At 65.1% G+C, this 19,872-nt stretch carries 14 protein-coding genes; 7 read left to right on the top strand and 7 right to left on the bottom strand.

Annotated elements, in window-relative coordinates; all coding sequences use genetic code 11:
- Positions 1–4 precede the first annotated feature (4 nt).
- The 5 genes from IPQ13_03960 to IPQ13_03940 form a co-directional block, all read right to left on the bottom strand.
- Positions 5–3,019, bottom strand: coding sequence for a sigma-54-dependent Fis family transcriptional regulator (locus IPQ13_03960; protein ID MBL0210059.1), 3,015 nt, complete (start codon positions 3,017–3,019; stop codon positions 5–7).
- A complete protein-coding gene (locus IPQ13_03955) occupies positions 3,016–4,299 on the bottom strand; it encodes a hypothetical protein (protein MBL0210058.1) in 1,284 nt (427 codons plus the stop codon). Before IPQ13_03955 ends, IPQ13_03960 begins: the two co-directional genes overlap by 4 nt.
- A gap of 96 nt (positions 4,300–4,395) precedes the next feature.
- Entirely contained in the window at positions 4,396–6,342 is a 1,947-nt protein-coding gene (locus IPQ13_03950) for an ABC-F family ATP-binding cassette domain-containing protein (protein ID MBL0210057.1), read from the bottom strand.
- Between the two features lie 103 nt (positions 6,343–6,445).
- Positions 6,446–8,212, bottom strand: a complete 1,767-nt coding sequence (locus tag IPQ13_03945; protein ID MBL0210056.1) for a transglutaminase domain-containing protein — start codon at positions 8,210–8,212, stop codon at positions 6,446–6,448.
- Positions 8,213–8,661: 449 nt separating this feature from the next.
- Positions 8,662–9,147, bottom strand: a complete 486-nt coding sequence (locus tag IPQ13_03940) for a Spy/CpxP family protein refolding chaperone (GenBank protein MBL0210055.1) — start codon at positions 9,145–9,147, stop codon at positions 8,662–8,664.
- 188 nt (positions 9,148–9,335) lie between these two features.
- On the opposite strand from IPQ13_03940, the gene recO reads away from it, so the two are divergent.
- Positions 9,336–10,070, top strand: a complete 735-nt coding sequence (gene recO, locus IPQ13_03935) for a DNA repair protein RecO (GenBank protein ID MBL0210054.1) — start codon at positions 9,336–9,338, stop codon at positions 10,068–10,070.
- Positions 10,071–10,414: 344 nt separating this feature from the next.
- The gene (locus tag IPQ13_03930; GenBank protein ID MBL0210053.1) at positions 10,415–11,194 is read left to right on the top strand and encodes an energy transducer TonB; all 780 of its coding nucleotides are present in this window, start codon (positions 10,415–10,417) and stop codon (positions 11,192–11,194) included.
- Positions 11,195–11,239: 45 nt separating this feature from the next.
- On the opposite strand, the gene IPQ13_03925 is transcribed toward IPQ13_03930, so the two are convergent.
- On the bottom strand, positions 11,240–12,016 hold the full coding sequence (locus IPQ13_03925) for a hypothetical protein (GenBank protein ID MBL0210052.1): 777 nt from the start codon (positions 12,014–12,016) through the stop codon (positions 11,240–11,242).
- Positions 12,017–12,138: 122 nt separating this feature from the next.
- Between IPQ13_03925 and IPQ13_03920 the strand changes: the two genes are divergently transcribed.
- The 3 genes from IPQ13_03920 (at position 12,139) to IPQ13_03910 (ending at position 16,404) form a co-directional block, all read left to right on the top strand.
- Positions 12,139–13,683, top strand: a complete 1,545-nt coding sequence (locus tag IPQ13_03920; GenBank protein MBL0210051.1) for a hypothetical protein — start codon at positions 12,139–12,141, stop codon at positions 13,681–13,683.
- A 175-nt stretch (positions 13,684–13,858) separates the two neighbouring features.
- A complete protein-coding gene (locus tag IPQ13_03915; GenBank protein ID MBL0210050.1) occupies positions 13,859–14,668 on the top strand; it encodes a DUF4349 domain-containing protein in 810 nt (269 codons plus the stop codon).
- A gap of 95 nt (positions 14,669–14,763) precedes the next feature.
- Positions 14,764–16,404 carry a hypothetical protein gene (locus tag IPQ13_03910; GenBank protein ID MBL0210049.1) on the top strand — a complete coding sequence of 547 codons (1,641 nt, stop codon included), beginning with the start codon at positions 14,764–14,766 and terminating at the stop codon, positions 16,402–16,404.
- Between the two features lie 20 nt (positions 16,405–16,424).
- On the opposite strand, the gene IPQ13_03905 is transcribed toward IPQ13_03910, so the two are convergent.
- Positions 16,425–16,859 carry a GNAT family N-acetyltransferase gene (locus IPQ13_03905; protein ID MBL0210048.1) on the bottom strand — a complete coding sequence of 145 codons (435 nt, stop codon included), beginning with the start codon at positions 16,857–16,859 and terminating at the stop codon, positions 16,425–16,427.
- Positions 16,860–16,920: 61 nt separating this feature from the next.
- On the opposite strand from IPQ13_03905, the gene pap reads away from it, so the two are divergent.
- On the top strand, positions 16,921–18,396 hold the full coding sequence (pap, locus tag IPQ13_03900) for a polyphosphate:AMP phosphotransferase (protein ID MBL0210047.1): 1,476 nt from the start codon (positions 16,921–16,923) through the stop codon (positions 18,394–18,396).
- A gap of 264 nt (positions 18,397–18,660) precedes the next feature.
- The gene (locus tag IPQ13_03895) at positions 18,661–19,863 is read left to right on the top strand and encodes an AmpG family muropeptide MFS transporter (GenBank protein ID MBL0210046.1); all 1,203 of its coding nucleotides are present in this window, start codon (positions 18,661–18,663) and stop codon (positions 19,861–19,863) included.
- Positions 19,864–19,872 lie beyond the last annotated feature (9 nt).

The raw sequence follows: 19,872 nt of genomic DNA, 5'->3' as shown, positions 1-19,872 counted from the left end.
GGCGCTAGGCCCCGTCTGGATTCCAATTTCTTCGTTCGGCCACGAGATCGATGTCCAGGCGCTTGGCGGCGGTGTAGAGGGCGGGGCGGGCGATGCCTAATGTTTCTGCAGCCTCGGCAGCGCGGAAACCGCAGCGGCGCAGGGTTTCCAGCAGCAGGCGCCGCTGGAAGCCATGGGTGGCCTCTTCCCAGGATCTCGACTGGAATTCCGGCTGCTGGAGTTCCGGGAAATGCTCCAGCTTCAATGGCCCCTCTCCGCAGCGCAGCAGCGCGCGTTCGATGGCATGGCGGAGTTCCCGCACGTTGCCGGGCCAGGGCAGCCTGGCCAGGGATTGGGCGAGTCCGGTGGCCAGTTCCGGCGCTTTCCGCTTGCTCGCCTTTGCGATCATGGAAACCAGCCGCGGCATCAGATAGGGGAACTCATGGCTGCGTTCCCTCAAACTCGGCAAGCGCAGCGAGGTGCCCTGCAGGCGGTACAGCAGGTCGCGCCGGAAGGCGCCGGCGGCGGCCAGTTCCTCCAGGGGCCGATGGGTCGCAGACACGAAGCGCACATCCACCCGCACGGAGCGGTCGCTGCCGACTTTCCGCACCTCGTGTTCCTGGATGACCCGGAGCAGCAGGGATTGCAGGCGAGGCGAGAGGTCCGCCACTTCATCGAGGAAAAGCGTTCCCGCCTGAGCGCTCTCGATGGCGCCCTTGCGATCCGATGCCGCGCCCGTGAAGGCGCCCTTCACATGGCCGAACAGCTCCGATTCCATCAGGCTCTCTGAAAAGGCCGAGCAGTTGACGGGAACCAAGGGACCCGGCCGGCCGGACCGCCGGTGCAGTTCCCGCGCGGTGAGTTCCTTCCCGCTGCCGGTGGGACCGAGGATGAGCACCGGGAGCTCCGATGGCGCCACCCGCACCAATTCGCGGAGCAGGGTGGCCATGGGGTCGCTGCCGTCCATGAGCAGTTCCCCGCCCTCGGGAACGGGCTCAGGCCGGACGCCGGGATTCAGTTTCGCGAGCCATGGGGCAAGCAGTTGCGGGTCCAATGGCGGCTCCAACGACTCGCCGGGTTTCAAGGCCAGCAGCGCCGAGCCCACGGCGGCGCCTTCCCAGTGCAAGGGGAAGCCCCACCAGATCCATCCCCGCAGCTCGCACGGCGCCACCTGCCCGTCCTGGCGCAGGCGGCTCAGCAGCCCCTCGGGCGGCACCTCTCCATGGCCCATGGTTTCCATGGGATCTCCCCAGAGCAGCCAGGTCGGGCGGGCGCGCGCCGAGAGCCAGCGGCATAGCAATTCCTTTGGATCCTGTTCCAAACCCAATACCGGTGAGGGCCATAGGAGGCCGAGGCGATCCTGGTGATGCTTCATGGCGGCGCGGTCCGCGATGGCCTGAAGCGCCAGCAGCACCGATGGATTCCGTTCGCTTTCCCGCGCTTCGAGCAGGGCGAGGCCCGCTTCAAGCCGCAAAAAATGGCTGGGGCAGGCCCCCCATGCGCTCCAAAAATCTTGTGATTCCGCATGGCCCCGAAGCAGGCGGTGGAACTCCCATAGCAGGCGCTGCTCTGGATGGAGAGCCGGTGGCGGAGGTTCGATCATTTCACCTAGCGAAGCTTCGAACAACAGTCTGGATCCTTCATCTGCGACGTGTGGAAGGGCCTCGCGAATCCAGTCCTGGCGGCCCGTTTCAAGGCCACGCTGACCGATCAGCACCCATGCGTGGGGTTCCTCGGGGAAGATTTCCGTCAGTGCGCGCAATCGGTTCAAAGCTGTTTTCCAATCACCTCCGACGATGAGCCGGTTCACCTCGTTCAATTCTTTGAAGGGGCTCAGCGGCTTAGCCTGTGCGTTCTGCCAGAAAGGCAAATTCTGGTGGTCAGCCCAATGCAGCGCCGCCAGTTCGGCATTGGCCGCGGCGCGGTCACTCCAGAACGGCGAATCCAACCGCTCAAAGTGGGCATGGGCCAAGGTGAAGGCGTGCAGGGCGGTTTCGAGATCCTGGGCGAAATAGGCACGCCGGCCTTCTGCCATCCAATGGAAGGGATCAGAGCAAGGATGCGCACAGCTTCCCCAGCCGGGATAGCCGGCCACGGTTTCTGGGAGGTCTGCCCCCCATCGCACCCGCAGCCGGTCCCAGGTCGGGTCGTTGCTCGGCCCGGGACAGGAGGGTCGAGGTGACCCGGAAAGATCAGCGCTGATGATGGACGTCCAACCATCGGGATGCTTCGAGGGGACACCGCCATCCAGCAGTTCGCGAAAGCTGCCATCTGGTTCATCCCCAAGCGCCAGGGATGCCGGGCACAACCCGGTGGAGGGTCCTCCGCCCCTCGCGAAGGCGCGCACCTGGGGCGCGATCATCCATTGGCCGTCGCTGAGTTCTTGCAGCCAGCTTGCGCCCACGCAATCGCGCAGCGAGTCCGGCAATTCCCTAAGGGAGAATTGGCCGAGGAAAGGGCGCAGGCGGTCGAAGGGAACCTCACCCAGCGCGCCCTCGGGCAACAGATTGCCGTCAGCATCCAGGGACCGCAGCAGAAAAGGCCACCAATCCTGCGGCAGGTTTTTATAGGCTTCCGGCACGAGCACATCAAGGAAGGGCGGAAGGTGGAGCCTGCCGGAGCCATCCGCCGCGCCCAGCAGCGGGATCCAGCGCTGCCGCGTGGCCCGGTCCAACAGCACGGAGCCATAGGCCATGAAGGGGGCGCCATCGCCTTCCAGCAGGGCGGACCAGCACCAGGTGAGCAGCGGGTCGTCCTTGGGGCCCTTCACCTGCGCGGGGATCTTGGCGCTGCCGTGGCGCAACAGCGAAATCCATTCATGGGCGGGTTGCGCATCCCACTGTCCAGGAAGCGAAGTCGGGCGCGGGCCGAAGGGACGCCGGGCCTCCCATTCGCACCGTGGCCAGCGGCCATTTCGGCCACCCATCAACCAGGCTTCGCTGATGGCGAAGAGCGCCCAGGGAAGGTCGCCCCATTTGCGTCCGCGGGTCAACGGCCATGGGGGTTTCCAGTGGCCGAGCCAAGCTGCCCTGAGCGTCACGGATTCCTCCGCAACATCTCCCGCCACACCTCCCAGAACCCAGGGAAGGTCTTGGCCACGCAGTCTGGATCCAACAATTCGCCGCCGCATTTCAAGGCCCCCACCGCCGCCGCGAAGGCCATGCGGTGGTCATTGCGGGGATCGAATGGAGCCCGCTGGACCTGCGCCCTGGACGCTGGGGCAGGGCGGATCTCGAGCGTGTGGTCGCCGATGATGTCGGCCTCGCCCCCCAGCCAGCGCACCAGCTCCGCTGAAGCATCCAGCCGGTCGCATTCTTTGTGGGGAAGGGTCCGCAGGCCCGTCAGCCTGGACGGCTCCGGCGCGTACGCGCAGGTGGCCGCCAGCACCGGGCCGAGGTCGGGGCAGAGCGTGAGGTCAGCGTGGATGCCGCGGAGCAGCGGCCCGGAAAGCGACAATCGCTGCCCGTGCCAGTGGCTGGCGCAGCCGGCGTCCCGGAGGATGCGCTCGACCGCCCGGTCGCCCTGGGGGTCATCGGAATCCAGGGGCCCCACCGTGACGCTCCGGCCCGTCACCGCCGCCGCGGCAAGGAAGGCCGCGGCGCCGCTCCAGTCGCCGGGAAGAGCGATCTCCACGGCATCGAGTTTGTTGCCGGGGATCTGCCAGGAGGATTCCCGCAGCTCGCTTTCACAGCCGAAACGGGAGAGCCAGTGGCGCGTGATCTCCAGGTAGCTGGCGCTCGCCACGGGCCTGTCCCAGGAAAGGGTCCCGCCCTTTCTGAGGCCGGCGGCGGCGATCGCCAGGCCCGTGATGAATTGGCTGCTCAGGCTGCCATCGATCATCGCGTCCAACTGATCCGGCGTTTCGGGCGCCGGGTGCAGCCAGGCTCCGTTTCCCTCGAACCGCCATTTCGCCCCCAGGGCCAGAAGGGGCGCCAGCAATGGCCCGAGCGGCCGCTCGAAGAGCCGGGCGGCGCCGTTGATCCGCACGGGGACTCTGGCGCTCAGGGCCAGCCATGGAACCAGGAACCGCAGCGTCGTGCCTGAGGCGCCGACATAGATGGGTGCGGCGGCATTGGGGGCGAAACCGCCGGAAATGCTCCAGGCATCTTCCACCTCGACCACGGGCAGGCCCAGCGTCCAAAGGCATTCGCGCATCCAACGCGTGTCCTCGGCCTCCAGCCCGCCATGCAACGTGGAGGTGCCGGGCGCCATCGCCGCCAGCAGCAGGGCCCGGTTGGTCACGGATTTCGATCCGGGGATCTGGACCGGGGCCAAGCTCGACCCGTCGGGCAGCGTGTCCTTGAAAAGTGACAAATTCATCCCCGCAGGGTGACTGCTGCGGGGTTCATCCGCAATCAAATCGATGATCCGCCCTGGAGGAACGCCACCTCCAGGCTGGATCCCGGCTGGGGGGCGTCAAAGAATTTGCCGCTTTTCTTCCAGGTCCATCCACTCCAGCTCCAGGGCCTCCAGGGCGGCCTTGGCGGCATCGCGGTCCTTCAGGGCCAGGTGGCCCGAGGCCTCGGCGGTGAGGAAGGCCGAAGGACTTGAAAGGATAGTGTCCAAGGCAGCGATGTGCTCGTGCAGGGAAGCCATCTGCAATTCGACTTCTCCCAGGCGGCGCTGCTCTTTTTGGGAAAGGCGGGGCTTTTTGGAGCCACTGCTCTCCATCCTGGCGCCGGTCTTCGCGGGTTCGGGTTTGAAACTCGAGGCTTCCGACTCCAAAGCCCGTTGCTCGCGCAGGCTTTTCACGGTTGCCGGGCTGCCCTCGTACAGCTCCCACAGGGGCGAGCCCGCGCCGTTCCAGGCCAGGGTGTGCGTGGCCACCTGATCCAGGAAGAAACGGTCGTGGCTCACGAGCAGCAGGGTCCCCGGATAGTCCTGGAGGGCTTCCTCGAGGTTCTGCAAGGTCGGGATGTCCAGATCGTTGGTGGGTTCGTCCAGCACCAGCAGATCCACCGGATGCAGCATGGTGCGCGCCAGCAGCAGGCGGTTGCGCTCGCCGCCGCTGAGCGTGGAGGCCACGCGCTTCTGCTGGTCCACGGGGAAACCGAACCGTGTGAGATAGACGTGGGCCAGGATGTCGGAGCCGCCGATGCGCACCACCGCGGCGCGCTCCGCCAGGTTGTCCAGCACGGAGGCATCGCCGTCCAGCTCGCCGCGGCCCTGGCTGATGACGGAAATGGACAGCTTGGGGTGCCGGGTCAGTTCGCCGCTGGCCTGGAGATCGCCCATGAGCACCTTCAGCAAGGTGGATTTGCCGCAGCCGTTGGGACCCAGCAGCGCGATGCGCATGCCTCGTTGCAGCACGAGGTCGAGACCGCCCAGGAGGTCCGGGCTTTCGGGGGTGTAGCGGAAATGCAGGCCGCGGCCGGACACGAGCGCGTCGCTGCGGTTGGAACCGCCCGCGAAGGTCAGCCTCTCCCGCGATTCGCTGCGGCTGCGGTCGTCCACGTCGTCCTTGAGGTCCAGAACGTCCTGGATGCGGAGCTTCGATTTCCGCGTGCGGGCCTTCGCGCCGCGCCGCAGCCAGGCCATTTCCCGGCGCAGGCGGTTCTGCATGTGGTCCGTCAAGCGCGCTTCGCGGAATTCCTGGTCGGCTTTCAGCAGCAGGTAATCGCTGTAGGAACCTTCGTAGACAGCCAGCTTGCCGCCGTCGAGTTCGAGCATCTTGTCCACCACCGAATCCAGCAGGTGGCGGTCGTGGGTGATGAGCAGCAGCGCGCCTTCGAAGCCCAGCAGCCAGGCTTCGAGTTTCTCCACCTGCTCGGGATCGAGATGGTTGGTGGGTTCGTCCAGCACCAGCACGTCGGGATCTTTCAGCCAGGCCTGGGCCAGCGCCACGCGCTTGCGCCAGCCGCCGGACAGCGACTCCACCTCGGCCTCCACGTCCGCCAGCCCCCAGGTGGTGCAGGCTTCCTTCAACCGCGGCTCCAGATCCCAGCCCATGTGATGCAGATGGTGTTCGATGGCATCCAGCTCCTGGTGGAGCCGCTCGGCCTTGGATCCGCTGGCTCCGCTTCCGCCATCGCCATGCAGCTCCTCATGGATGGCCGCATGGCGGTCCAGCAGCTTGCGGTGGTCTTGAAGCGCGTCCTCCAGCGCCTGCCGCACGGAGGCGCCGGGGGCGAAGTGCGGCTCCTGGCTCAGGCGCGCCACGCGCAGCCCCTGGGTGATGATCACTTCGCCGCTGTCGGTCGCCTCCACCCCCGCCAGCAACTTGAAGAGGGTGCTCTTGCCCGCGCCATTGCGGCCGATGAGCCCCACTTTTTCGCCTTCCTGCAGCCCGAAGCTGATGGAATCCAGGATGGGCTGGGCGCCATAGGCTTTGCTCGCATTGACCAGGGATAGCGCGACAGGCATTGCGACTCCAATCCAATAGAATCTCACGGATCGGGCAGGACCCTTCGTCCTGAAACGGGCCGGCTCGCAAGCGTCTTCCTCGGCGCCTCGGAGCGCCGGCAGCCTAGCGGCCGGGGCCCTCCACCACCAGGCTGTCCATGAAGGCCGCGGAGCCGTGCTCGTTCAGCGGTTCGACGCCCAGCCAGCGGCGGTCGCCGAGATCCACGAAGAGCTTTTGCTCCTTGGGCTGCCACCAACCCGACCAACGTCCGGATTGCAGGCGCTTGGCCCCTTCCAAAGACTCCGGATAGGGGCGGGGCACGGCGGAAATGTTCAGGTCCCCGCCTTCGCGATGCAGCACCAGCCCGGCACCCAGACTCCAGGTGGATCCGGCTGCCCGCAGGCGCGTGCCCCCAGGCGCATGAAGGATCTCTCCTCCGGCCTCCAGGCGGAGGTCGCCGAGGCCATCAGGCTTTTCGACTTTCCACGTTCCGCCGCCGAAGATCTGGCCGGCGTTGTCCCAACCCACAGAGCCCAGGTCCGCCAAGTCGGTGGTGCCCAGTTTCAGGCGGAAGGCAGAGGCCGGGGCCTGGTCGAAGGTGGGATCCACCGGCACCCAACGGCGGCCCAGTTTCACTTCCACCCAGAAATGCAGACCCAGGTTTTCACCGGCCGCCATCCAGCCCACGACGCCGCGGGCGGGCACCCCCAGTTTCCGGAGCAGCGCCACCGCGAGCACGCCATGCTCGGTGCAGTCCCCGCGCGGATTGCGGCAGACCTCGAGCGCCGAGGCGAAACCCACTGTGTAGTCTTTCTGGGCGATCCATTCCCACACGAAGTCCGTCACGAGCTGGGCCAGCACCCAGCGCGAGGCCCCTTTGGGAGCCCTCATGCGGAATACCAGCCCGTCGAAGGCCGGGTCGTTGAAGGGCACGATCGGCGTGGCCGCGAGGAAGGGCGCATCTTCCTTTGATGGCTTGCCCCTGACCGGGAGTTCCTTGGCCTCTTCCGCCTTGAGAGGCGCGCTCGAGGTGAGCGCGAAGAGGTTGGGTTTCACCTGATGCTGTTGCGGATCTTCTGGCAACTGCAGCGGCTTGGCGCCCTGCCACCGGAGGCGCACCTCCGTGAGCCAGGGCTGGAAGGGATGCTGCGGGATTGTCTTCAGGCTCTGCTCGAAAAAAGCTTCCTTGCCCTTGCTGCTGCCGATGGGGTCCGGCAGCTCGGCGAGCTGGAGCACCAGGCTCAGGCCCATCATCTCTCCGGTGTGTTTGAGATCGCCGCGCGTGGGGCTCACCCAGACCGAGGTTTCCGCGCGCGTGGCGCCGTCGATTTCCAGCCCTTTGAAAAGCACCGCGTCGGGGAAGCCGGGCAAGGGGGAAGGCCCGACGGGATTGAGGTCCAATTGCGTCCATTGCTGGGTGGTGAAGGAATAGCTGCTGATCTTCACGGGTTTCCTGAGGCGGGCCGCTTCGCGCATCCTGCCATCCACGTCCCGGGGCCAGAGCAGGGCGCCGGTCCGCATGGGGATGACCTTCGCTTCAAAGCCGTTGGATTTCACCCGCAGCTCCCTGGGGCGTGAGGGCGACCAGTCCGCCTCGCCTTCCAGCGGCTCCTTGGAGATCTGCGTGCGCCAGGTGAAATGAAGGCTGCCATCCGCATTCCGGACGCTGGTCTCCTTGATCTCCTGCTGGATTTCGATGCCCAGCCGCGTGAAGTTGATCCATTCGCGGCGTTCGATCCGGGTGGCAGCGCCTTCAAAGGTGGTCCGGCTTTCGGCGCCTCCCAATTCCTGGCCCGCCACCCACTGCCTGAAGCGCTGGACCTCCGGCGCCTGTGGGAATGCGGGCACCGTCAATAGCAGAAGGAAGGTCAGATGGAGAAAAAGGCGCATCCGTCCAGTCTGGCAGGAGGTGGAAAAATTTGACCTTGTTATCCCCCAATTTCAGCCGAGGGGTGCCGCGAAGGGCCGAGCCGCGCCTGGCAGGGCCAAAGTGAATCAACCCGGTATCGCTTCGCGGGGCGCGTAGCGCCCGCCTGGCCAATTAGGCGGCCCGGCGACGGGCTCGCCGGTGTGATCGTCGGGCCGCCTGAATTCCATCCGCGAGGCTGGCCCATGATGAGTCTCCTGGTCGCCGAAGCGCTGGTGTGGCAAAAGAGATTTCGCGGCCCTTCCCTCACCCCTTCTCGGCATCAGCCTGGCTAATACCCGTGGCATGGCAGCTATTCGCGGCCCTTCGCGGGATGTTTTTTCCGGCTGAGGCTCGTGGGTAATCAGGAAATTTGATCCACGGCAAAAAAAGGGCTCCCGTGGGAGCCCCTTATTTCAAGGATCCGCGGCCTTCATCCTTCCAGGCCCAACCCCTTGCGCAGATGCATCATCCGCCTCTGGTGCCTGGTTTTGAATTCCTCCCGCAACTGGTCGGATTGGAGCTGTTGCTCAGGGGTGAGCACCGCGCGCATCTCGACGCGCAGGGCATGGCCCGCGAGGGCCGCGTCCAGGGCCCGCTGGCTGAGCACCTGGTGGGCGGCCTGGATGTCCGCCGGCTTGGCATTGGGATCCGCCATCACGGCCTGGAAGGCTTGGCGGGCTTCCCGCTTCGCCTGGTGCTTGGCCTTCATCTCGTCCTTGTGCTTCTGGCCGATGGCCTTCATTGCGGCTTTCTGGTCGGCGCTCAGGTTGAGTTTCCTGGCCAAGAAGCCGGCCCGCATGCCCATCCTGCCGGCCAGGAGGCGGGGAAGTTCCTGGGGCGGTCCGGGGGGTGGCGCCTGGGCCATCAGAACCGCAGCCAGGCTGAAGGGGATCAAAAGTTTGAAGTTCATGCTCATGGGGGCCTCCGATTGGTTTGTGCCTCGCAAGATGAGAGGCGGTCTGGAGGCCATTGGTTGAGGAACTATTTCCAAGCGGCAGGCGGAACGAGGGTCCAGGACCCGGAACGCGATGGCCGCTGGTCCCCGATCATCAAGCCTGGATCTCCAGCCAACAGCCTTCCTGTAGCCTGGAGGCAGGAGCCCCCGTGATCGAAACCATCCAGGCCATCGTGCTGCGGCCCTCGCCCTTCCAGGATGGCGGTCTGGTGGTGTCGTTCCTCACGGAGCACGGCGAACGCAAGTCCGGCATCGCCAAGGGAGCGAAAAAACCATCGGCCAAATGGGTATCGGCTTTCGAGCCGCTCAGCCTTGTGAAGGTGGGCTTTTTCGGGAAGGAGCAGGCTGATCTGCGGCGTGTCACCCGCTGCGAACTGCAGCATTCGCCCCTGACGCTGGGGCATCTGGAATCCAATCTGGTGATGGCGTGCCTTGCGGACATCTTCGACCGCGTGGCGAAGGAGGGCGTGGAAGACGAGCGGCTGTTCCGCCTGCTGAGCGCCTGCGGCCGCGCGCTGAAGGACCATCCGGACCGCGCGATGAACATCCTGGCCTATGCGGAGCACTGGCTTCTGCACTGCATGGGCCTGCTGCCCCATCCGCGGCTTTGCGGGGCTTGCGGCCATGGAACCGCGCCCATCGTGATGCTCTCGGAGGACCATGGCTGGCGTTGCGCCGACTGCACGCCCATGGATCCCGCCGAAGCCCTGCCTCCGGGCACGCGCGAACACCTGCGGACCCTGAGGACCTGTTCCGCCGAAGATGCCCCGGACGTCCGGCTCCAGGCCGCCCGCGCCTGCACGGAGCTGCTCCGCAGCCGGTTGATGAGGGAACTCGGCGGCGGATTGCGGAGCTATGACGTGATGCACCGGATGGTGATGTAGCGGCGCGGCATCGGGCCATTTCTTCCGGTTCTGTCATGGTCCTTGGTGACCAGACCGCGGAAATCCACTGGAATCGGCCTTCCGGCCGTGACACTCGCGTGGTGAATGGGGGATTCGTCGCGTTGCCGTAACTTCTAGGGGGAAGCATTGACTCGGGTTCCCGATGAACGATTCTCTACCCAACGATCTTTGGGACATCGAAACGGAGTGCAAGCCATCCAAGGCTTCGCAACGATCCGAATGCTGCTTCCCGGGTTGAATCGACGTGGGCGGAAAGCACTGGGGGCACCGGCCGGGCCTCCAGGTCCCAGGGCCCGTTTTCCAGTCACATAAAGGAGCCTCCCATGTCCACCCAGACCCTCCAGCAGGGCAGCCTTCGGCCTACCCGGATTCCCGCCATCACCGTGGTCCACCCCGGGCTGCAGGTCCACTCCATCGCGGCCCCCAAGACCGACCGCCGCCTCAGTTTCCTGATGAGCGCGAACCTCTACTGCGCCCTCGCGGCGGGAGCCGTGCTGGTGGCCCAGGCCTCGCCGGCGATCCGTGAACGCATCATCAAGACGGACCGCGAGATCGCGGTGGTCAACATTGCGGATGTTGAACCAGCCCCGAGGCCGGTTGTGGCGACAGCCCCACCTCCCATGCGCGGCCTTGGAGCCGAAAACACCGATGCGCCGATCCCGGCCGAACGCCCCCAGATCGGCGTTCCGGAAACCCCGTTGGCCCTCGGGACACACGATCAGGGAAGCCTGATCGCGAGAGATCCAGCCGGCTCCACTGCCCCAGGCGGAAAAACCGGACCCGGAACAACTTCGACCACGCCCGAAGTCGGGTGGGGCGCACCCGTGGAAGTGAGCGCCAGCTCGGTGAGCATCCTCCACCAGATCCAACCCATCTATCCGAGCCTGGCGCGCCTTGCGCACAAGGAAGGCGACGTGGTGCTGATCATGACCATCAATGAGCAGGGCGTCCCCACCGAGGTGAAGATGGCCTCGGGCGACGTGGTCTTCAAGAACGACGCCATCCGCGCCGCCCAGCAATGGCGGTTCACGCCCGCGCGCCTGGACGGGCAGCCCCACAGCGCGCGGTTCCACCTCACACTGCAATTCAGGTTGCGCGGATGAAACCGGCGCGGAGCATCTGGAGGCGTGCGTTTGCGCCGGGGTTGTTTATTTGGGCGTGGCCGACCGGGATTCGGGGTGAAGCTGGAAGGCCACGTCCACCTTGCCGTCCGCGCGCAGGCTGCCCTTGGAATGCGCGTACACGATGCTGGCCTGGGCGTCGAAGGCGCTCTTGGCGTTGGGAAGCGCCCAGAGTCCCGAACCGGTGAACAGCAGGGTCGGCGCGGCGTAGTCCTGGGGGCCTTTCCTCACGTTGGGCAAGGGAATGCTGCTGACCGTGCGGGTTTCGGTGGTGCTGACCCCGGCCTTCACGACCTGGGCCGTGCCGGTGATCGCCATGCTCGCAAGGGCCGACACCGCCCGTCCCCGGGCGGGGGAGGAAAAGGCGAAGGTGCCATAGGCCGTCGGGTCCGTGGAGGAAAAACGCACGGTTTCGCCGCCGTTTTCGATGACCATGTCCACCCGGCCCGTCGTCTTGGCATCCGCTTCGTGGGAGGGATAGAACTCCCAGACCACGGCGCCTTCAGGGTAGGCATTCTCCTTCATCCATCCTGGAATCCGGTAGTCGAAGGTCTCGGTCTTCTGTTCCACCGTCGGGTTTCCTGCGGAATCCCGGGCCTGGCTGACGGTACGCATGGTGCCTTTCAAACCGAGGATGCACTTGAAGTAGGGCGTCGGATCGACGGCTGCGGCTGGAGCGGCACTCTTGACAGGCGCTGGGGCGGGGGCGGCTTTGGCTGGTTTGGCGGTACGGGCGGGTTTGCGGGCGGGCGCCTGGGCCAGCAGGGCCGGCAGGAGCAAGGCGGAAAGAACAACGGACATCATGACCTCCACCTTCATATTGCCGTGAATGGCCGAAACGTTCATGGGCGGGCCCGAGGCCTGCGGGAACTTTCCAGCGATGGGCCTTGTCTAACTTTCCGAACATAAAAAAACCGGAGGCCTCCATGAAATCTGTCCTGCTCCTTCCATTGCTGGGCCTCGCGATCCTTGGCGCACCCGGCAAAGGCGCCGGACACCAGGCCCAGGCGATCTTCCAGGGCGCGGCTTCGAGCGATTCCCAGATCCGTGACGCTTTCGCCAAGCAGGGGATCCGCCTCACAACGGCCGAGGCCGCGAGCATCCGCGCCAACGTGCTGCTGGCGGTGCAGGAGGCCCAGGCGCATGGTCTCGGGAACAGCAAGGTGGACTTCGCCGCCGTGGAAATCGCCCAGGAACTGGGACTCGACATCGGCGCCGGTTCCTCCACGGTCAGGAATGTCGTAGGGGCCATCGGTTCGCTGGTCCACCGGATCCCGCCCCCCCGGCCAATTCCGCCGGTGCCGCCGGTGGCGTGGGAGACCTACTTCGCGGACACGGTGAATACGTGGAACCAGCCCGGGTTCCTGGCCCTGCTCCACGGGCGCAGCTTCAGCCCGGTCAAGATTTCCTGGGAGGACATCGGACGCCATCAGAACAGCGTGTGGGGGGACCGCATCAGCGATGTGGGCATCTGGGTGCGCCGGAACGAAAACGATCCGGGCTCGGCGCAGTTGGCGCTTTCGGTCCGGCGCGACAACAACTTCCGCGACAAAGTGCTGATGGTGCCCAGCGATCGCATCAAGATCCACGTGAAGGAGGGCGGCCGCACCCTGGAACGCACGCTGCCCGAACGCCTGCGGGAACTGGGCCTCAGCTCCCAGGCGCGCGACCGCAATGTCATCGTCTCGAACCAGTTCGCCATCGTGCCGGTGCCGAGCTGGTCCATGGAAGGCGCCTGGAGCCGCGGAGGCCGGAAGCGCGCGACGCCGCCCAGGGCTGCCTTCAACTTCAGCATCTTCCCCTACGGCTCCACCAATTTCGTCATCACCGACGTCATCGAGGGCAGCAGCGAGGCCATCGTGGGGCCTGGCACCCACCAGATGCTCTACGCCAACATCCATGGGCAGAAGGCGCCCTTCACCGCCAGCCGCGCCGAAGACCGCCAGGACCTGCGCCGACTCGAAAAAGAATTGAAGGCCAAAGGCATGGACGTGGACGTGCAGCGCTACTACCTCATCCAGATTCCCCTGCGGCGCGACGCCAAGGCGCAGCTCTCGAATCTTGGGACGCCGCCCATGGCGTGGGCCTTCGGCTATCCCGCGCCGGGGACTGCGGCAGGTGTGGTCGGCGGAGTGGCCAGCGACATGGTTTCCTTGGCTCCGCCCTCACCTTCGCCTTCCCAGGCCCCCAAACCCACGCCAATGGAATACAAAGGAGATCAAAAATTCAAGGCAGAACCCGGCCTCTCGAAGGTCGCCATCGGCCACGGCGAGACAGAAGGCCATTATTCCACCGGGGCGAACTGGCGCGGCGCCCGGGCCGAGGAACCCATCCGTGTGACGGTCGTCTACTTCGTCACCCCCGTCGGGAAGATCACTGAAAAGGACATGCAGCAGTTCGCGAAGGCCTTCTCCGCTTGGGATTCCCAAGCCATCTGGGGCGGCAGCTTCGTGACCAAAGAAACCAACTGAACGGACAGGGCCCGGAAGAATTCCATCATCCACGAACACCATCCATGAGGAGGCCACCATGAGGCCGAGCAAGATTGCTTTGTTCACTGTCGCGGGGGTAGTCCTTGCGGGATCCACAGGTCTCGTATGGCTGTCGAACCACAAGACTGGGAGGCCGCTAGCCAACAGTGAGTTCATGAGCCTGCCACCTGAGCATCACGCGTCCAAACCGGAACCTCGGCCCACATCCGGCGATCCTCTCATTCCGGGTCTGGTCAATGCATCCGCCGACGCATCCCAGAACTCGATGATCGCCAGCCAGAAACTCATCCGTACGGGCCAGTTGTCCCTTGAAGTGAAGCTTTTCGACGAAGCGTTCGCCAAACTTCAGCGCATCGCCACTGAGAACGGGGGGTACATCGCGGATATCAAAGCGAACCGCCAGGACCAGGGTCGGGCCACTGGCACCGTGGTGGTGCGAGTGCAGCCGAATCGCTACTTCCAGGCATTGGACGCCCTCCGCACCATTGGCAAGGTGGAATTTGAGGGGGTCAACACCCAGGATGTGACCAGGGAATTCGCGGACCTGGAAGCGAGGCTCATCAACAAACGCCAGCTTGAAGTGCGGATGCGGGAGATCCTGCGCACCCGCACCTCGAAGATGGAAGATTTGCTGGAAGCGGAGCAGCAGCTTTCGCAGGTGACGGAGCAGATCGAGCAGATGGAGGGGCAGCGGCGCTATTTCCAGCAGATGGTGTCCATGTCCACCATCACAGTGGAGCTGCATGAACCGCTGTTGATCACCAAGGCGCTCGAACCCAAGAAACCCGGCCTCTTCGCGCCGGTAGCCGTGGCCGCCCGTAGTTCTGTCGAATTGCTCGTCCAGCTGCTCGCGCTGGTGGTTTCTGCCCTGGTGTTCCTGGCGCCGTGGCTGGTCCTTGGAACAGGAACATGGATGGCCATCCGGCGGATCTTGGCTCGCAGGAAAGTTCCGCAGGCGAGCTGAGGCTATCTGGGGCTTCGAGCCCCGCGGCCTGAAGCCCGCCGCGCTACACTGGTTCTGGCCTTGATTCCCCCAAGAATCCCTTCGCCGGAGCCCCCATGCGCTACCTCCTCACGAACCTGCCGCTGGACCTGGGCGAGGAAAAACTGGATCTGGCCAAGCCATTGAGCCGTGCGTTGGGCGGGATACCGCTGGATTTTTCGGATGTGGTGCTGGAACGCCGCAGCCTGGACGCGCGGCACAAGGGCGCCATCCGGTTCCTGGCGGCCTTGAGTTTTGAAACCCAGCGCGATGTTTCCGGTGTGCCGCTGCCGCCCGGCCTGAAGCTGGAAGCTGCGCCGGCGCTTTCCCCCTACGTGGTCGCGCCGGCACCGGGGAAACCTCGCGTGGTCATCGTGGGCAGCGGGCCCGCGGGCACCTTCTGCGCCCTGCGGCTGCTGGACTACGGCATCGAGCCGATCATCCTTGAGCGCGGTCCCGCCATGGGCGAGCGCGTGCAGAGCATCAATGCGCTGTGGCACCAGGGCAAGCTGGATCCCGAAGCGAATTCCCAGTTCGGCGAAGGGGGCGCGGGCACCTTCAGCGACGGCAAGCTCACCACGCGCATCGGCCACCCCGCCACGCGCTACGTCCTGGAGACCTTCGTAAAATTCGGCGCAAACCCGCGCATCCTCTACCTCGCCAAACCCCACGTGGGCACCGATGTCATCCGCAAATGCTCGGTGCTCATCCGCAAGGATGCCGAGGCCCGCGGCGCCCGGTACCGCTGGAAATCCAGGCTCGAGGACATCCGGTTCGACAACGGGAAGGTAAAGGCCGCGGTGCTCCAGGATGGCGAGGAAATCCCCTGCGACGCCATCGTCCTGGCGCCGGGCCACAGCGCCCGGGACACCTTCGAGATGCTGCACCGCCACGCGGTCGCCATGCGGCAGAAACCCTTCGCCATGGGTGTGCGCGTGGAACACCCCCAGGACTTCATCGACAAGAGTCAATACGGCCCCTCCAAAGGGCACCCGAGCCTTCCACCCGCAGACTACAAGCTGGTCTGCAATCTCGGCCTGAACCGCGCGGCCTACTCATTCTGCATGTGCCCTGGCGGAGAAGTCATCCAGTGCACCTCGGAGGAAGGCGGCGTGGTGGTCAACGGCATGAGCAATGAGCAGCGCGATTCCGGCTTCGCCAATAGCGGCCTGGTGGCCAAGGTTGCCACATCGGATTTCGGCAGCGACCATCTCCTTGGGGGCATGTACTTCCAGCGGACCTGGGAACAGAAGGCCTTCCGGGCCGCCGGCGAAACCTATGGCGCGCCGGCCACGAGCGTGGTGGATTTCATGCGGACGAAAGCCAGCGGAAAGCTGCCGCGCACCAGCTTCCGGCCTTTCGCGGTGCCTTCCGACATCCGCCTGTGCCTTCCGGATTTTGTGCAGGAGCAGTTGCGCGGGGCGCTGCCCGTTTTCGATAAGAAGATCCATGGCTTCACGTCCGCCGATGCGCTTCTCCTCGCCATCGAAAGCCGCACCAGCAGCCCCATCCAATTGCTCCGGGGAGAGGATGGACAGTCCGTATCGCACCCGGGCCTGTACCCCTGCGGCGAAGGCGCTGGCTTTGCCGGAGGCATCACCAGTGCGGCCGTGGATGGCATCCGCGTGGCGGAATGGATTGCGCAGAAGGCCGGCGCGCCGGCGTTCCAGGCCTTCGAGAAGCCGGTGCGGGCCTCGGAGCTGGCGAATGACTATTGACGGGTGGCGAGCGGTGGCCCTTAAAGCCGTTTTTCCATCTCCTGGTGCCGCACGCCCACTTCGATGAATTCATCGCCCACGGGCCGGTAGCCTAGCTTCAGGTAAAAGCCCACGGCGCTATCCCGGGCATGGAGCATGATGCGGTGGAAGCCGCGGCGCGCCGCCTCGGCTTCGGACTCCGCGACCAGCAGCCGACCGATGCCGAGGCCCTGCTTCCGCTCATCCACGGCCACCTGCCTCATCTGGATGGAACTCCCATCAAGTGGGGTGAGCAGCAGCGTGCCCAACAGCACATCTTCCCCCCAGACCGCCAGGTGGAAGCTGGCGGATTCCGCTGCGAGCTGGGCCTCGGTGAACTCCAAGCCCAAGGGTTTGCGCAGGACATCGCGGCGCAAGGCCACCGACAGCGCGTAGGCCGGTGAGAGGTGCTCGATCCATCGCAGGCGCAGGGTCATGCTTCCATTCTGCCGGGAGTGGCGAAGGAGAGTAAGCTGGGCTCACTTTCCGGGAGCCACCATGTTCGAATCCGCGGAGCTGGGCCATAAGGTCGACAAGGAAACGTTCGCACTGGAAGCACCCAAGCTGCGGGAGCTGCTGCTGGACGCCCAATTCGACCTGGCCCAGGCCCCCCGTTTCCCGGTGATCCTGCTCATCGGCGGCGTGGACGGCGCGGGCAAGAGCGAGACGGTGAACCTGCTCAATAGCTGGATGGACCCCCGGCACATCGAGACCCACGGCCTGGAGCCGCCCACGGATGAAGAACGGGAGCGGCCCCACATGTTCCGCTGGTGGAGGCAGCTCCCGCCGAAGGGGAAGATCGGGATCTTCAACGGCTCCTGGTACTCCTTTCCGATCCTCCAGCGCGCGCACGGCGACACCAAGGATGCGCAGCTGGACCAGAGCATCAGCCGCATCCAGCGCTTCGAGCGCATGCTTCTGGACGAGGGCGCGCTGCTGCTCAAGTTCTGGATGCACCTTTCGAAGGATGTGCAGAAGAAACGGCTCAAGAAACTGGAAGCTGATCCCCTCACCAGGTGGCGGGTCACGGAGCAGGACTGGGAACACTTCGCGATGTACGACAAGTTCCGGAAGATCTGCGAGAAGACCCTGACCGCCACGAGCACTGCGGACGCCCCCTGGACCATCGTGGAGGCTACGGATTTCCGCTACCAGGCCCTCACCGTGGGCCAGTTCATCCACGACGCGCTGCGGCGCCGGCTTGATGGAGCGGCGAACCAGCCCCGGCTCTTGGCGCCTCCATTGCCCTCCCGCCTGGATTCCGTGAACGTGTTCCAGACGCTGGACCTGACCCAACGCATGGAAAAAGCTGATTACAACGTGGAGCTGGAACGGCTCCAGGGCAGGTTGAACTTGCTCACGCGCAGCAAATCCTTCAAGAAGCGCTCAGTGGTGCTGGCCTTCGAGGGCAGCGATGCCGCGGGCAAGGGCGGAGCCATCCGCCGGGTCACCGGGGCCCTGGACGCCCGCATCTACCGCGTCATCCCCATCGCGGCGCCCACCGACGAGGAAAAAGCGCAGCCCTACCTCTGGCGCTTCTGGAGGCGCCTGCCCAGGGATGGCCGCTTCTCCATCTTCGACCGCACCTGGTACGGGCGGGTGCTGGTGGAACGGGTGGAAGGCTACTGCGCCGAAGTGGACTGGATGCGCGCCTACGGCGAGATCAACGATTTCGAGGAGCAGCTCCACCGCAATGGGACCATCCTGTGCAAGTTCTGGCTGACCGTCAGCCCCGAGGAGCAATTGCGGCGCTTCGAGGCGCGCCGCGACACGGCCTACAAGCGGTTCAAGATCACCGACGACGACTGGCGGAACCGCGAGAAGTGGGACGCCTACCAGCAGGCGGTGTGCGACATGGTGGACCGCACCAGCCCGGGCCATGCGCCCTGGACGCTCGTGGAAAGCGAGGACAAGAATTTCGGGCGGATCAAGGTGCTGAAGACCATCGTGGAGCGGATGGAAGCGGAACTGTAGGTTTTTTAACCGCGAAAGGCGCGAAAGGACGCGAAAAAAGCCTGCTATTCCCGTGCCGCTTGAATCTGCATGCCTCGGGGGTGCGTGCGAGGTCCAGAGGCTGAGCTTGCGGGATGATCAGGTTTTGTTCTATTCGCGGATTTTCGCGTTATTTCGCGGTTCTAAGCCTTTAATTGCAGATTGCCGCGTTATTCGCGGTTCCAGGTTTTCCCATTACCATCCAATATGCCGACTGCTGAAACCCGGACCAAATCACTGCCGCCCTTGGCGGCGGTTTCGCTGTTCGGGTTCGCGTCGGGCCTGCCCCTGCTGCTGACCAATTCCACGCTGCAGGCCTGGATGAAGGATTCCCACGTGGATCTCGGCCTCATCGGCCTTTCCGCGCTCATCGGCCTGCCCTACAACCTGAAATTCCTGTGGTCGCCCATCCTTGACCGCTTCACGCCGCCCTTCCTGGGCCGCCGCCGGGGCTGGATCCTGATCTTCCAATTGGCCCTGGTGCTGGGCCTCTCCGCGATGGCGTTCGGGAACCCGAGCCAGAACCTGGGCCTCATTGCCGGCCTGGCCCTGATGGTCGCATTCTTCAGCGCCAGCCAGGACATCGTCATCGACGCCTACCGCACCGAACTGCTGCCGGTCCGCGATCTCGGGCTTGGCTCCAGCCTCAACATCAATTTCTACCGGATCGCGATGCTGGTGGGCGGCGCTTTCGCGCTCTGGCTCGCGGACCGCACCACCTGGCGCGTGGTCTACCTGGTGATGGGGGCCATGATGGTGCCGGGGATGCTGACAGCCTGGTTCGCGCCGGAGCCCGCCGGCGCCAATCCACCGCGCACCTTGGTGGATGCGGTGGTGAAGCCTTTCACGGAATTCTTCTCCCGCCAGGGCGCGCTGGAAATGATGGCCTTCACCATCCTCTACAAGCTGGGTGACATGCTGGCGGCCTCGCTGAACACGGTCTTCTTGATGACCCTGGATTTCAGCAAGACCGAAATCGGCCTCGCGACGAAAGGTTTGGGATTGGTTTCGCTGCTAATCGGCGCCTTCCTGGGCGGCCTGGTAATGCGGCGCTGGTCCTTGCGGCGATCCCTGATCCTCTTCGGCATCCTGCAGGCCGCGAGCATCACCGCACCGTTCCTGCTGGCGGTCATCGGGCACAACCGGCCGCTCATGCTGGCCACCATCGGCGCGGAAAACTTCTGCTTCGGCACCGGCATGGTGGCCTATGCGGCCTTCCTCATGCGCATCTGCGACAAACGGATGACCGCCACGCAATACGCGCTGCTGTCGAGCCTCATGGCCCTGACCCGCACGGTATTTTCAAGTCCCGCAGGCCAGTTGGTGAAGTGGATGGGGTGGCCCGGCTTCTTCCTGCTGTGCATGGGGATTTCCATTCCGGGACTGCTGATGCTCCTGCGCTACAACCGCTGGCAGATGCCTGAGGAAGCGCCGGGCCTCGAGTCCTGACGCCGGCGC

Source organism: Holophagaceae bacterium (genome assembly GCA_016720465.1).
Taxonomy (GTDB): Bacteria; Acidobacteriota; Holophagae; order Holophagales; family Holophagaceae; genus JANXPB01.
Note: the sequence above shows the minus strand (reverse complement) of the source record. Positions and strands in the feature narration are given on the sequence as shown.